General features: G+C 44.9%; 14 protein-coding genes. 8 read left to right on the top strand and 6 right to left on the bottom strand.

What is annotated here, in order from left to right:
* Positions 1 to 380: 380 nt before the first annotated feature.
* Complete coding sequence (gene tmk, locus QZ938_RS18160; protein WP_293348682.1) at positions 381 to 1031, bottom strand: dTMP kinase; 651 nt, start codon at positions 1029 to 1031, stop codon at positions 381 to 383.
* Between the two features lie 104 nt (positions 1032 to 1135).
* Here tmk and QZ938_RS18165 point away from each other — a divergent pair, with 104 nt between their 5' ends.
* Positions 1136 to 1483, top strand: coding sequence for a hypothetical protein (locus QZ938_RS18165; protein WP_293158409.1), 348 nt, complete (start codon positions 1136 to 1138; stop codon positions 1481 to 1483).
* Positions 1484 to 1575: 92 nt separating this feature from the next.
* Here the strand turns inward: QZ938_RS18165 and QZ938_RS18170 are convergent, their stop codons facing one another.
* The gene (locus QZ938_RS18170) at positions 1576 to 4239 is read right to left on the bottom strand and encodes a cation-translocating P-type ATPase (protein WP_293348685.1); all 2664 of its coding nucleotides are present in this window, start codon (positions 4237 to 4239) and stop codon (positions 1576 to 1578) included.
* A 426-nt stretch (positions 4240 to 4665) separates the two neighbouring features.
* Between QZ938_RS18170 and QZ938_RS18175 the strand changes: the two genes are divergently transcribed.
* Positions 4666 to 4848 (top strand): DDE transposase family protein, encoded by a 183-nt coding sequence (locus QZ938_RS18175; protein WP_293157588.1) that lies wholly within the window; start codon positions 4666 to 4668, stop codon positions 4846 to 4848.
* Positions 4849 to 4938: 90 nt separating this feature from the next.
* Here QZ938_RS18175 and ctpC read toward each other — a convergent pair whose 3' ends face one another.
* A complete protein-coding gene (gene ctpC, locus QZ938_RS18180; protein ID WP_293157590.1) occupies positions 4939 to 6294 on the bottom strand; it encodes a carboxyl-terminal processing protease CtpC in 1356 nt (451 codons plus the stop codon).
* Between the two features lie 315 nt (positions 6295 to 6609).
* The gene (gene ispG / locus QZ938_RS18185; protein ID WP_293348688.1) at positions 6610 to 7833 is read right to left on the bottom strand and encodes a (E)-4-hydroxy-3-methylbut-2-enyl-diphosphate synthase; all 1224 of its coding nucleotides are present in this window, start codon (positions 7831 to 7833) and stop codon (positions 6610 to 6612) included.
* 287 nt (positions 7834 to 8120) lie between these two features.
* Between ispG and QZ938_RS18190 the strand changes: the two genes are divergently transcribed.
* The 6 genes from QZ938_RS18190 to QZ938_RS18215 all read left to right on the top strand — a co-directional run bounded on the left by QZ938_RS18190 (position 8121) and on the right by QZ938_RS18215 (position 11967).
* Positions 8121 to 8534: a hypothetical protein gene (locus QZ938_RS18190; RefSeq protein WP_293348691.1), complete on the top strand. Its 414-nt coding sequence runs from the start codon at positions 8121 to 8123 to the stop codon at positions 8532 to 8534.
* A gap of 6 nt (positions 8535 to 8540) precedes the next feature.
* Positions 8541 to 10013, top strand: a complete 1473-nt coding sequence (locus tag QZ938_RS18195; protein ID WP_293348694.1) for a GUN4 domain-containing protein — start codon at positions 8541 to 8543, stop codon at positions 10011 to 10013.
* A 160-nt stretch (positions 10014 to 10173) separates the two neighbouring features.
* Positions 10174 to 10404, top strand: a complete 231-nt coding sequence (locus QZ938_RS18200) for a hypothetical protein (protein WP_293348697.1) — start codon at positions 10174 to 10176, stop codon at positions 10402 to 10404.
* An 8-nt stretch (positions 10405 to 10412) separates the two neighbouring features.
* Positions 10413 to 10637, top strand: coding sequence for a hypothetical protein (locus tag QZ938_RS18205; protein ID WP_293348700.1), 225 nt, complete (start codon positions 10413 to 10415; stop codon positions 10635 to 10637).
* Between the two features lie 141 nt (positions 10638 to 10778).
* Positions 10779 to 11261 (top strand): type II toxin-antitoxin system HicB family antitoxin, encoded by a 483-nt coding sequence (locus tag QZ938_RS33095; protein WP_363318781.1) that lies wholly within the window; start codon positions 10779 to 10781, stop codon positions 11259 to 11261.
* Positions 11262 to 11463: 202 nt separating this feature from the next.
* A complete protein-coding gene (locus QZ938_RS18215) occupies positions 11464 to 11967 on the top strand; it encodes a DUF2243 domain-containing protein (protein ID WP_293348703.1) in 504 nt (167 codons plus the stop codon).
* 176 nt (positions 11968 to 12143) lie between these two features.
* On the opposite strand, the gene QZ938_RS18220 is transcribed toward QZ938_RS18215, so the two are convergent.
* Positions 12144 to 13190, bottom strand: coding sequence for an Rpn family recombination-promoting nuclease/putative transposase (locus QZ938_RS18220; protein WP_293348706.1), 1047 nt, complete (start codon positions 13188 to 13190; stop codon positions 12144 to 12146).
* A gap of 147 nt (positions 13191 to 13337) precedes the next feature.
* Positions 13338 to 13703 (bottom strand): hypothetical protein, encoded by a 366-nt coding sequence (locus tag QZ938_RS18225; RefSeq protein ID WP_293157615.1) that lies wholly within the window; start codon positions 13701 to 13703, stop codon positions 13338 to 13340.
* Positions 13704 to 14029: the final 326 nt, after the last annotated feature.

The following is a 14029-nucleotide window of genomic DNA, read 5'->3' on the forward strand; positions in this document are numbered from 1 at the left end:
TGATTTAAGATTGAAATATGACTGTAAAACAACCAATACAAAAAAAATATTGAAGGCGGTTGAAACCGCTACCGACTTCCTCCTCATGTCTAAAAGCCAGAGGCTTCCGTCTCGTTTCTCGGTGAAAAAGAGACACTGCGATCGATCTCTGGGCAGCGCAATCATCAAAAAAGCTTAACCCAAGCGTATGGGAATGTATCCAGGTTTTAACCAGTAAAGTGCTGGGATTTTTTGTCGATTAATTTCGGCTAATTATATTCACGGCGCCCAGACAAAAGGAAGAAACCGGGTTTTTCATCGATATTGAGGATTTTTAGGAAAAATTTCCTAAAAAACCCGGTTTTTGGCCACCTATGTCAGCCGACTTTTCGGAATTGGGATTATTTTAAATATTCCCAAGCTTCTAACTTGCGACTGACGATCTCTTGAATTTCCTGGGCGATCGCATCTTCAGGGCGATCGGCATCGATCCGGAAAATTCGAGATTGATTTGCCTGTGCCAACTCCGTAAAACCTTGCTGTACGCGCTTGTGAAACTGCAAATCCGCTTGCTCGATCCGATCGCGCTCTCCTCTAGCCCTTACCCTTGTCAAGCCCGCCTCCACATTAATATCCAGCCACAAAGTCAGATCGCTTTCCAAGCCGCCGGTGGCAATTGCATTCAACTGCTTAATTAAATTTAAATTAAGATTGCGGCCGTAGCCCTGATAAGCAATCGTGGAGTCTGTAAAGCGATCGCATAAAACAATCGTTCCTTTCGATAACTCGGGTTTAAGAAAAGTTTCGACGTGCTGAGCGCGATCGGCAGCGTACATGAGTAATTCTGCTACATCGGATACAGATTCACCCGGATCTTGTTTGAGTAACAAATGCCGCAGTCCTTTTCCCAACTCCGTACCCCCCGGTTCGCGAGTAGCCACCAACCGGACTTTCTGAAAATAACTTACTTGCAGCCAATGTATCAATCGCTGCATTTGTGTAGTTTTTCCAGCACCTTCTACCCCCTCAAATACGATAAGTTTGCCCTTCATTGCCTAACTTTGCACCTCAATAAAATAAATATGAATCCTCCCGTATATCTGTTCTAGGTTCGGTATGATAATAAAGTCTCAGTGCCTCATGGTTGGAGTTTTCTATGGCTCGCTATACTGGTTTTTTTATCGTTGCAGTTCCGATCGACCGTCTCCGTCAGTCCCTGATTGAAATTTTAGAGTCATGCAATCTTGATATTATCTACAATACAGGAGATTCCCTGATGGCTCGCGAACTTCCGGGTCAAGTTTCGATTCCGAAACTGGTCACCGCCGAAGTCCTAATTGAGAAAAACACGGCTAGTGACTCAGAAGTTCGCATGAACTTCGTAATCAAAAACGAGGAATTGCCCCTGCAAACCAATAACCACTGCCGTCAAATGTTCGAGCTAGTCAGTCGTTCAGTTATGAAAAACAATAACTGGCGGCTTTTGGAAAGTATGGCACTGTAGCCATAAATCATTAGTCATCAGTCATCAGTCATCAGTCATTAGTTCCTGGCTAATGACTAATTACTGATGACTTTTATTTGGAAGCTCTAAATTTAACCTCGAAACTTCCGGCGCAGCAGCAAAGAATTGGTAACAACGCTAACAGAACTAAACGCCATAAATGCGCCTGCTGCCGCAGGACTGAGTAAAATTCCAGTTGCAGGCAGCAAGAGACCGGCCGCAATTGGAATTCCCAGAGTATTATAAGCAAAAGCCCAGAATAAATTTTGGCGAATCTTATTAAAAGTAGCGCGACCAAGGTCGATCGACTCAACAACATCCATCAAAGCATTTCGCATCAGCACAATTTGAGCCGTCTCAACCGCGACATCAGTCCCGCAGTGCAAACCGATACCGACATCAGCTTGAGCCAAAGCCGGGGCATCATTGATACCATCTCCCACTACAGCCACTTTACAGCCTTGGGCTTGCAAACTGGCGATCGCCCGAGCCTTCCCCTCCGGCCGCACTTCGGCCAAAACATCAGCAGCCGCCAAACCTAGCTGCTGCGCCACCACCAACGCCGCCGACGCCGTATCGCCCGTCAGCATCATCACCCGCAATCCCATGCCCCGCAGGCGATCGACTGCCACCTTAGCATCCGGTCTCAGAGTATCTTTTAGCCCGATTACCCCGAGCAAAACGCCCCCAGAAGCGACGTAAACCGCCGTTTTGCCTTTACAAGACTCCAAAAGTTCCGCAGTCACAGCGACGCCCTGCTGGCTCATCCACTCGGCATTCCCCGCAAACACCCGCTGGCCCTCCACTAAAGCAGAAACCCCGAAGCCCGGTTCCGTGTAGAAATCATCAGCAGGTAGCAGCGGCAAACCTTGCTGTTGAGATTCCCGCAAAATCGCCGCGGCGATGGGATGACAAGCGCCTCTTTCCACCGCCGCCGCAATTTGCAGCAATTTTGAGTCAATTGTGGAAGAGGCATCTTGTTTGTTACCAGAAACACCATCAATTGCGGACATTGTGGAAGAGGCATCTTGTTTGTTACCAGAAACACCATCAATTGTGGAAATTGTGGAAATTGTGGAAGAGGCATCTTGCCTGTTGCCAGAAATATCATCAATTGCGGACATTGTGGAACAGATATCTTGTTTGTTTCCCACATTAATATCCGAGTTCAAATCCAACTCAGAATTCTGGAAAATCGGCAAATAATCAGTAAGTGTGAGATTTCCAGTTGTCAGAGTCCCAGTTTTGTCAAAAACCACAGTATCTAATTGATGCACTCGTTCTAAAACATCGCCACCGCGAATCAACAGCCCGCGCTCCGCCCCGATGCCAGAACCGACTAAAATTGCAGTTGGGGTAGCCAGTCCCAAAGCACAAGGACAAGCAATGACTAAAACTGCGATCGCCAATTTCAAACTTAACAACAAAGAAGACTGATAATGGATAATTGGCAATTGATTTCCCATGCCCAATGCCCCATGCCCCATGCCCGATGCCCCATGCCCCATATCGTGTCCTAAAAGCACAGAAGGCCAAATATGAGTTCCGGCAAAATACCAAAATAGGAAAGTTAAAGCCGATATTGCCATTACGCCATAGACAAAATATCCGGCGACAGTATCAGCTAAATGTTGAATCGGTGCTTTGCGAGTTTGGGCGGCTTGTACCAAAGCCACCATTTGAGCTACAGTTGTTTCTTGACCGGTGCGAGTTGCCCGCATCACAACTGCCCCGGATTTATTGATAGTTCCCGCCGCGACTGTATCTGGTGATTGCTTGAAAACTGGCATCGATTCGCCAGTCAGCATCGATTCATCTACAGTTGTTTTGCCTTCGCAGACTTCGCCGTCTACCGGAAATTTTTCACCGGGTAAAACTTGCAGCCATTCTCCGACTCGGACGCGATCGGCTGGAATTTCAATGTATTGTGGATTGTAGACCGCAGATGTCGAGTTTGCAGGCAACTCTTGAGAGTCCAAATCTAAAATCGGCAGTTTAAAATCAACTAAGCGGGCTGTCGCTGGTTGTAGTGCGATTAAAGCTTGCAAAGCTGATGCAGCGCGCCGTCTGGCTTGCTGTTCGAGAGTTTTGCCCAACAATATAAAGCCCAAAAGCATCACCGGTTCGTCAAAAAAGCACTCCCATCCCATGCGTGGAAACAGCAGCGCCGCGTTGCTAGCCGTGTAAGCCGTGACTGCGCCTAAAGCTACCAAAGTATTCATGTTTGGTGCATTTCGCCACAAACTGCGGCAGCCGTCAACGATAATCGGGCGGCCCGGTAGCAGCAATGCAAGGGTGGCGAGTCCCCAGTGAAACCAAATGTTGCTGAGAATTGGGGCTTTGGTGCCGAGAATGTGTCCTAAACCGGATAGAATAATTAGAATAAGGGCGATCGACAATTGATTGATTTGCTGTCGAATTTCTTGGCGCCGCCGTTCAATTGCCGCCGCTTCTGCTTCCCGCTGATTTTCACCTAAGCGAGACTGAGAGGGAAATCCGTTATCAGTCAACTTTTTCGCTAAAGCCTCTGCATCGACAGCCCCCGGTTGACACTCAACCGTTGCGACTTCTACTGCCAAATTAACGCAAGCCGAAATTACGCCTGAATGCTGCATGAGTTGGCGTTCAACTGATGCAGCGCAACCCGCACATTTCATCCCGCTGACATCGAAAGTAACAACTTCTGGCGAGGGAGATTCTTTAACTGGGATGATTTGCGATCGATTTTCGGGGAGTGTTTTGGGAAGAAATTGCATGGTTTTTTTCGGTATTGATTAGAATATTTTGGTGAGAACAGAAAGTGTTTAATATCAATTCCGTCAGCATCGGAATTATTCATCTCTCTTCTCTCCCTCTGTGTCCTCTGCGTTCTCTGCGGTTAAATCATTCCGATCCAACCGGAATTGATATAATGCACAGTTTAGACAAATGTCTATATTTTTATCATAGATAAAATTTTTGGCATCTTCCCAAAGTGTTAGTTTTTTTTAATTCTTATCTTAATTCTGAAGATTGGATGTACGGTTGAAACTGTATCTATACAGACACTCACGCACTCTAAGAGGGGGTTGAAGATTAGACGGTAATTGTCTTTAGTCCGATTGGCACGGACATCGTTTGTACAGACGCGGTTTCAACGGTACGATTAGTTAGTATTGAACTTTTAGGTGAGAAATTTAGCTATGACAGAATCAGATAAATTTTATATTGTCAAACGTCCTGCTGGTAATTGCGAGATTTTGCCGGCCCAAATCGCACAGCAAAGCCCCACTATTATAGAACAGTGGGGCCCTTACGATTCTGCTGAAGATGCGATCGCCCGACGCATCGGTTTAATTCGCGCTGGTAAATGTCAACCGAAATAAACGAACTTGGAAGGACTAAAGTCCTCACTACAAACCAGGTTCGTAGTGAGGACTTTAGTCCTTCTTTGCTGAAGCTTTTGTAACTAAAAACTACTTAGATTTAGCAGGTGCCACACTCGGTTTAGCCTGGGCCGCATTCGGCTTAGGTGACGCAGTATTCGGTTTCGACTCCGCCTTATCGTTCCCTGTTTTACCAGTAACTTTATTAGTCAAAATTTCCAAAGCTTTCGCGTACTGCGGATCGGCCGTCGTAGCAATTTTATCGCGATCGCGCCGCAACTCCTGTTTTTGAGCGTCAGTGAGTTCAACCAGAAAATCCGGTTTAATTCCCATGTGATTGATATCAGTGCCATTGGGAGTAAAATACTTGGCAATTGTCACCGCCAAACCGGCACCATTTCCCACACCGCGTACCGACTGAACCAAACCCTTACCAAACGTCTTGGTTCCCACCAAAACCGCACGCTTGTTGTCTTGCAAAGCACCGGATAGAATCTCGCTAGCACTTGCTGAACCGCCGTCTACGAGTACAACTAAAGGTTTATCGGTAATCTCTCCCTTGTTTGCGGTTTGTCGATCGGCCTCACCGACGCGATCGACCGTAGAGACGATCGTACCTTCTTTGAGCCACATCCGAGCAATTTCAATACTGCCGTAGAGCAAGCCACCCGGATTGGAACGCAAGTCTAGAATATAGCCCGTCACCTTTTTCTGTTCCAAATCCTTAATTGCCGATCGCATTTCCGATGCAGCGTTCGCGCTAAACTGATTTAAGCGAATATAGCCAATTTCGCCGATCGGGCTTTTCTGCACCGACTTCCGCACGGGATGAATTTCAATTTTAGCGCGTTTCAGCTTAAAATCTATTTCCTTTTTGTCCCGCAAAATAGTCAGAGTCACCTCTGTATTAGCCTGGCCGCGAATCAAACTTACCGCTTGATTCGTATCCATACCGACCGTGCTCTTCCCATCAATCTTAGTAATGATATCTTTTGCTAGAATACCAGCAGTAAAAGCAGGAGTATCCTCAATGGGAGAAATCACCACCAACTTCTTAGTTTTCTCATCTTGAGTCAACTGAATCCCAACTCCTGTCAATTCACCAGAAGTTTCAACCTGCATATTTTTGAACTCTTCCGGGTTCATAAACCGCGTATAAGGATCGTCAAGCTTCTTCAGCATTTCACGAATTGCTTTATAAGCTTCCTCATCGCTAGTATAAGTCCGGTTCAAATAATCATTCCGCACCGCTTTCCAGTCAACCTGGTTAAAAGTGCCATCAACATAACTTTTGTCAATAATCTGCCAAACTTCATCAACCAATTCTTTAGGACTTCCCCTAAAAGAAGCCAGGGATTTAGAACTGCAACCAGTGTTGGCAAGAGTTGCAGCAGTGAGTAACACCGCTGCTGCACTTAGAACAAGCCCTCGTTTTGTTATAACCATTTGTCTGACGCGCGGGAGGAAAAGAGTTCAGAATAATCACGCCCAATCTAACACAGGCAAGGCTTGGTCGGATTTTGGATACATATTTATTCAACTTTGCCGAGTTGTATTCCCGAAGCAGAGGCTGCCATAGGTGAATGCGGGCGCGGGTTTAAGACAAGGTACGTTGTTGGGCTTCAGCCCTCTTTAAACATATACGCGAAGAGGGCTAAAGCCCAACTACGTACCTAGCGATATGTTTCAACGGTTTCGGGCGATTGTTGACACCAATGGCTTCTAGTGGGCCCCAAACCTCAAAACTATATCCAGTCAAGCCTACTCGGGTTCAACCCAGCGATCGTCCGACTTAATCAAATTAATCAATTCTGCCACACCTTCAGACTCAGGAACCTTCTTAATTTCATCCCGCCCCCGGTACAGAGAAATATAACCCGGTTGCTTCCCGACATAGCCATAATCAGCATCAGCCATTTCCCCAGGCCCATTGACAATACAGCCCATAACTGCAATATCCAAACCCGTGAGATGCTTCGTCGCCTCTCTCACTTGATGTAACACTTCCTCCAAATTAAACAAAGTGCGGCCGCAGGAAGGACAAGCCACATACTCAACCATAGTTTTCCGCAATCCCAAAGCTTGCAGAATGCTGTAGCAGACAGGAATCTCCTTTTCTGGCGCCTCAGTCAGGGAGACGCGGATAGTGTCGCCGATACCGTCAGCCAACAGCGGGGCGATACCAGCCGTGGATTTGATGCGCCCGTATTCGCCATCGCCAGCCTCCGTAACGCCCAAATGCAGCGGGTAATCCATACCCAATTCGTCCATCCGGTGCGCCATCAAGCGGTAAGCAGCCACCATCACCGGCGCGCGGGAGGCTTTGAGGGAAATCACGATGTTGCGGAAGTCGAGGGATTCGCAAATTCTAATAAATTCCAGGGCGGATTCCACCATACCTTCCGGAGTATCGCCGTAGGTAAACAGCATCCGTTCTGCCAGGGAACCGTGATTGACGCCGATTCGCAAAGCTTTACCTTGATCTCGCAGGGAAATCACCAGAGGTTCCAGGGTTTCGCGGATTTTTTCGCCAATTTCCGCGAATTCGGCGTCAGTGTATTCGCTTCTGTCGGCTTTCGGCTTCTCGAACACGTAAAGTCCGGGATTGATTCTCACTTTGTCTACGTGTTTGGCGACTTCCAGCGCAATTTTCATCCCGTTGTGGTGGACATCAGCAACGAGGGGCACGGGTTGGTAGGTATCGTGCAATTTTTGCTTAATTTCGGCTAAAGCTTTGGCGTGGGCCATGCTGGGCACGGTAACGCGGACGATTTCGCAGCCTATCTCGTGCAAGCGCCGAATTCCGGCCACTGATCCGTCGATGTCGAGGGTGTCTTCGTTAATCATCGATTGTACGACGACTGGGTTGCCTCCGCCGATCGTGATACTGCCGACTTTGACGGGACGGGTTTTGCGGCGTTTGATGGCAGTGTCGAAGGTTGGTTCGGTGGTGGGGGTTTTAGTGGGGTTCGGCAGAGTTTGCATAACTGGTTGCTAGTGTTCTGTAATTAGAGTTTATAAAATTGTGTCTGCTGTTTTTTAGGTTTGCACAGAAAGGGTCTGTTTGGGCAATGAGGTTTTGGGATTTAGGATTTGCGATAAAAATGCTCGCCTACCTCCCACTCACATGATGTAGGTTGGGTTCGTCGTGTTACGCAGGCATCACCGGGAAGGCGAAGATAGGTTGATACAGATTTTGGGTAAAATTTCTCGTTACAATCGGGGTTAGGATCTGGCAAAATTATATAAATAGTTTAGAGTCTTCACCAGTTATGCCCGATGAAATGATTAGCATTGCGACTAGCGGCGATACTCCCTATGAGTCACCGGAAGCACCTGATTTGGAGGGTGCGAAGATTGGGGCACATACAGGGCTGGATTACTCTAGTTATTGGGATGCACAGCCAACTGAGTCTGCACACAAGCAGGTGACAAAAGCAGTGGATAGCTTGCGGCTGCACAAAGTCAGTATCAAAAAATTAGAAAAAGAACTGGCTGAGTTCATGAAAACGGTTGATAAAATGTTTAGTGCAGCGGATCTGGAAGCTGACATGAAGGCGATCGAGTTGTCAGAAATTGAGTTATCGGTTGGTATTAATGCTGAAGGTTCTTTCAGTTTAATGGCTATGGGTGCAAAAGTTGCAGATACAAGAACTGTATTGTTAAGGTTTAAACGTAAGTCTTAAGGTGAAATGGGAAAAAATCGGGCAATATCAATTGGTATTAATCAATATGAGTTCTCGCAATCGCTGAAGTATGCCAAGCGGGATGCACAGTTAATGCGAGACTTTCTTGTCAAAGAAGCCGGATTTGATGGAGTATTTTTGTTGTCCGATGACTTGCCGCCAGATAAAGGGATGTCAACTCGTCCTTCTTTTACCAATTTGAGACGAGTTTTGAAGACAATGTTTGAAAAACCATCTATGGAAGCTGGGGATAACTTTTGGTTTTTCTTTAGCGGACACGGAATGCGCCATAAAGGGTGTGATTACCTGATGGCTTGTGACAGCGATCCGGGGGATGTTGAACATACAGCAATTTCGATTAATTACGTGACAGAACGCTTGGGTCGCTGCGGTGCTGATAATATTGTCCTAATTCTAGATGCTTGTCGTGAAGGTGAAGGAAGTAAATCAGGAGAAGGAGTCGGAAATCAAGCCGCTCAAGTTGCGCGAGAAAAGGGAGTGATTACAATTTTCTCTTGCAGTCCTAATGAGTTGTCCTACGAAATTGATGATTGGCATCAGGGTATTTTCACAAAAGCAATTTTGGAAGGATTAGGCGCTCAAGGTAAATGTGCAACTGTTGAGCGATTGAATGATTATTTAAGTGTGCGAGTTTCCGAACTGATTCGACACTATAAAGGCGATAAGTTTCGGCAAACGCCTTATATTATTGCTGAACCTGCAACAAAGTATCATTTGATTCTTTGCCCGAAGTATGCAACTTTAACGGATGTTGCATCTATGAAATTGGATGCTTCTCTCGCTGAAAACAACAAAGATTTTGCGTTGGCAGAACAGTTGTGGATTCGCGTGTTAGCTGCATCTCCTAATGGCGATATGGATGCGATTAAAGCACTCAAAAGAATTGGCATTGCAGAGACACAGCAAGGATCTGTACCAGATAAACAGACTTCGGAAATTCGTGCTAAAACAGACCACTGCCCTCAGCCTAAACCTCCTCACAATACTCCTATTAATCATGATGTTCCACTCAATTCAGAATGCGGAGTAGACTACACAAAATTGCAAGATTTACTGACAACTGGAAGATGGAAAGATGCTGACAAGGAAACGAGTAAAATAATGCTGGAAGTAGCGGGGAGAACAGATAATGGCTGGCTGAGAGTTGAAGATATTAATAGATTTCCCTCTGAAGATTTACGCACCATTGACCAACTTTGGGTAAAATATAGTAATGGACGTTTCGGCTTTTCAGTTCAGAAGCGAATATATCAAAGTTTGGGGGGGGGCAGGGAATATGATGAGAAAATTTGGGAAGCTTTTGGCGATCGGGTAGGTTGGCGTGTGAATAAAAAATGGTTGCATTTAAACGAGCTAAAATTCGACACCAAAGCACCAAAAGGACAACTTCCGGGGAGAGAGGGAACCGTTGGGGATTGGGAATGGGAAAGAGATCTTCTCTCGCGTCGAGACTTGTAAAGTTTAACATCTAAGGGTTACAGAGTTTCGTGCAGATTATAATAACAAAGGCTGTTTCCACGAAACCCCGCCTGTTCTACGTTTCCAATACCAGGCACTCACCGGACTGGGCTAAAAGGCTACCAGTGATACTAATTGTTAACATAATGTTTGATGTCGAATGAACTTTCAAATTATTGGAAACATTACTAATATTGAAACAATAGCAGTAGGTACATCAATTCGGGAAGTGGAACGTTTGCAGAAAAATTATGGTAATGGACGTTGGAGAAAACTCAAAGGAATTGCAACAATTATCCTTACTGATGGCACAGCCTGCGAAGCTGAGCTTCATTGGTACGAAGCACACGGCATTGGAAAAAAAGAAATCAAAATCAAATATATTTTATAGGAGGAGTCATGAATTCCCATAACTTAGAAACACAATTTGTAGTTTGCATTAACAATCAAGACTATCAAGCATCATTGGAAGTGAGAAAAATCTATCGAATCATACCCGATAATCGCGCTGCGGAACATCAATTTATCCGAGTTATTGATGAATCCGGCGAAGATTATTTGTATCCAGTTGCATATTTCGTACCCATCGCATTGCCGAAAGCCGTAGAAGCCGTATTTGCATAGTATAATTTCACAATGAACTATGTAAAAAAAATGCCCTCGTTGCAGCGGTGAAATAGTTAGAAAAGAAGTGGATAAACTTTTACGGTACACAGCAGTGATATCTTAAAAGCATCCGCTGAAGTTTGCCTAAGCTGTGGAGAAATGAAAAACCTAACTCAATTAACCAAGCTTGAATTAGTGCTGCTGGAATTAGTAGCTAAAGGTCAAGGAAAGTGGAGTTGGTACGAACTTGCGAATTCACTTTCCCGTCGGGATGTACCGCGAGAACCTGACATGATGGTTGTCTTAAAAAAACTGGCTGCTGATGGCTTGGTTCAACGATATGTAGAAACAAATTCGCCTCGCGACAGATGGGAATTGACCCCTATCGGCTTTATTGTTCTCACCGATGCAAAAGCAGATAGTCAAAACAGAATTATACGTTATGCAATTGCGATCGAGAAATCAGAAAGCAATTATTCTGCTTATGTTCCAGATTTACCCGGCTGCGTAGCAACAGGTACTACTGTCGAGGAAGTAGAACAAGAAATTAAAGCAGCAATATTTGTTTATTTAGAAGAGTTGCGTCAATCTGGTTCGTCCATTCCTGAAGCTAGGACTTTGTGCAAATATGTTGAGGTTTAACCTAATGACAACTATAAATTAGTATTTGGATGGTGTTTGAGAGGTTATTGCAGATAAGATGCGATCGCACTTTCCAATCATCCATCAAAAATCTCTCTCGCGGATGATGCGATCGCCCTTCCAGCCCAGCAAAACTAAAAAATGTACTTGCAACTCTCTTCACAGGCTGAGGCTCAGCAGTTAAAGCATCTGAGGTTTTCCCTTGAACGATCGCACAAACTCACCCGCTACCCATATTAACAACCGCCGACCTTTAATTATCGCAGGAATTCTCCTCGGTATCGGTCTATCCGGGTTTTTTGACGGCATTGTGCTGCACCAACTCCTTCAGTGGCATCATATGTTTAGCAGCGTTAAAACCGATGCTAACGTTGCCGGATTAGAATTGAATACCATCGGAGACGGACTTTTTCACGCTGCGGATTGGTTGGTAACAGTGGCAGGAATCTTTTGTTTGTGGCGGGGTGTCAATCACAAAGATGCTCCTTTGTCAACTCCTACTTTTTTCGGTTCCATATTAATTGGTGCTGGATTGTTTGACTTTGTTGAAGGCATTGTTGACCATCAAATTCTAGGAATCCACCACGTCAAGCCAGGTATTAACGAGTTAGCTTGGGATTTGGGATTTTTGGCGATCGGTCTTATTTTAGCACTCTTAGGTTGGATGCTGGTACAGAGTGAAGTTGCCGCAGATACTAAAGTTTAAATGAATGCAGAGATTGCGAATTATACGCAATCCGGGTTTCTTACCCCCTTTATCTCTTAGTCGGCGTAGGCCGGCTTCGTTCGTGTAGACGCGGTTTCAACCGCCGAGTCATAACTAACCCGGATTTGGTATTATACCAAATCCGCTTTAAAAATTCCCCGATGAGGTTCATCAATTCATCCAACCGCAGAATCCAACCACGCGATCAAATCCTCTTGACTCCTAAAATCTAACAAAGCCTCTCCCAAATCATCTAACTGTTCCGCAGATAACCCCTGGATGCGATTTTGAACTTCCTGTGTAACATCACCCACCCGCCGCATAATCTGACGGATAATTAATCCTATTTCCCCCTCAATTTTACCCCTTTCGATTCCCTGTTCTATCCCTTGTTCGATTCCCTGTTCTATTCCCCTTTCGATTCCCTGTTCTATTCCCCTTTCGATTCCTTGTTCGATTCCTTGTTCGATTCCTTGTTGTATTCCCTGTTCAATTCCCTGCTGTAGACCAATTTCTATCCCTTTCATTACAGATCCAAGCTGATCTTGGATAAACATTTCTCGCTTGTCCAAATCTTCCGCTTCTTTGATTGTCAAATTAGCTCGTTTGGCAATTTCCAGCGCGCTATTAATCTCGATCACAGACTCCAATGTCTCTGGTACGGCTTCCAAAGAGGGCGCGTTTTTCATAAAGTAAATCCATTTTTCCGGCAGAGTTTCGAGTTCATTCAATTCTTTTTTGAATTTCGGTAACTCGACAAACACTAACTTTAACTCGCAGTTGGGATAGACGAATTTCTCTTCAGTTTCTGTGAATTCAAACTTTGAAATTAGTTTTTCGGTGTTTTCAAATAAGATAAAATCGGTGATGGTTAAAGCAATGACTGGATTTAATCTTAAGTAACCGTCTCCAGCTTTGAGTTGAGTAGAATAGGTTTTGGCTGCATTGTACACTACTCGTTTTTCAAAGGCGGCGACGTTGAGTACCTGCATTTCGACTATTACGGTTTTGTTTCCGGTAATCTTGGCTTTGACATCCAGGTAGGTGTCTTTTAATCCTGTGACGCTTCCGGCTGAATAAGGGTCAATTATTTCTAATTCTTGAATTGTAGGTTCTCCGTTGTACAGCATTGCATTTAGGAAGCTGATTAAAATTTCTGGATGTTCGGAAGAAGCGAATATTTTTTTGAATGCAAAGTCTGTTTTGGGGCTGATGAAACGCATATATTTTAGAGGATTTTTTGGTTTTATTAACTCTTCTAGGGCGCTGAGGACACAGAGGAGGAGAAAAGAGAGGAAGATGGATATTGATAACTATTGGAAGGGTTGGGTTTTGTGGTCTCTACCCAACCTATCCTAGGTATGCAGCTATCAGCCTGTGGCTTGAGTAGTTGTTACAGGTGACATAACTAGCTTTCCAGTTATATCCATTGTTGCCAGTTTCAACACTTCATTAAAAGCTAAACCCCGAATTTTGAGTTCCCACCGAATGCCTTTTGCTTTCATCCGCTTGGCTTTCCGCATATCCACATCCGCAGCTTTTTGATTCAGTAGCAAATGTTTCATTGCTGCTGTGGCTTCTACTTTTGTGGGATATGCAATGTAGGTGATAAATCCGCCGTCCCAGTGGTTGGCGTTGCGGATGCTGCTGATAGTCGCTACTCTCGGACTAAATCGGTTCCAGTATAAGTCGCTGTAGCCGATTGACTGTGTTTTCACTTGGAGTTTGTTTGCCATTTGACTTAACTCCTATAACCTTGTGTGCGGGGTTTGCAGTACCGTTTTGGTTTTGCTATTTATATTATAGCAAATTAATGCGGAATTGGGCATTGGGAATTTGGGAATTTGTAATATCCGTTTGTGTCCCTAGTTTACAAAATCTTTGTTACAGTTTTTGACCTGATATTATGCTCTGTCAATTATTTGTACGAGGGTTTGATTGTTGGGAATGCAAGTCCTTTGGAAGAAGGACTAAAGTCCTCACTACGAACCAATTGCTCTGTCCTTTGGAAGAAGGACTAAAGTCCTCACTACGAACCAATTGCTCTGTCCTTTGGAAGAAG

Source organism: Microcoleus sp. CAWBG27 (assembly GCF_020883145.1).
In the GTDB taxonomy this organism is placed as follows: Bacteria; Cyanobacteriota; Cyanobacteriia; order Cyanobacteriales; family Microcoleaceae; genus Microcoleus.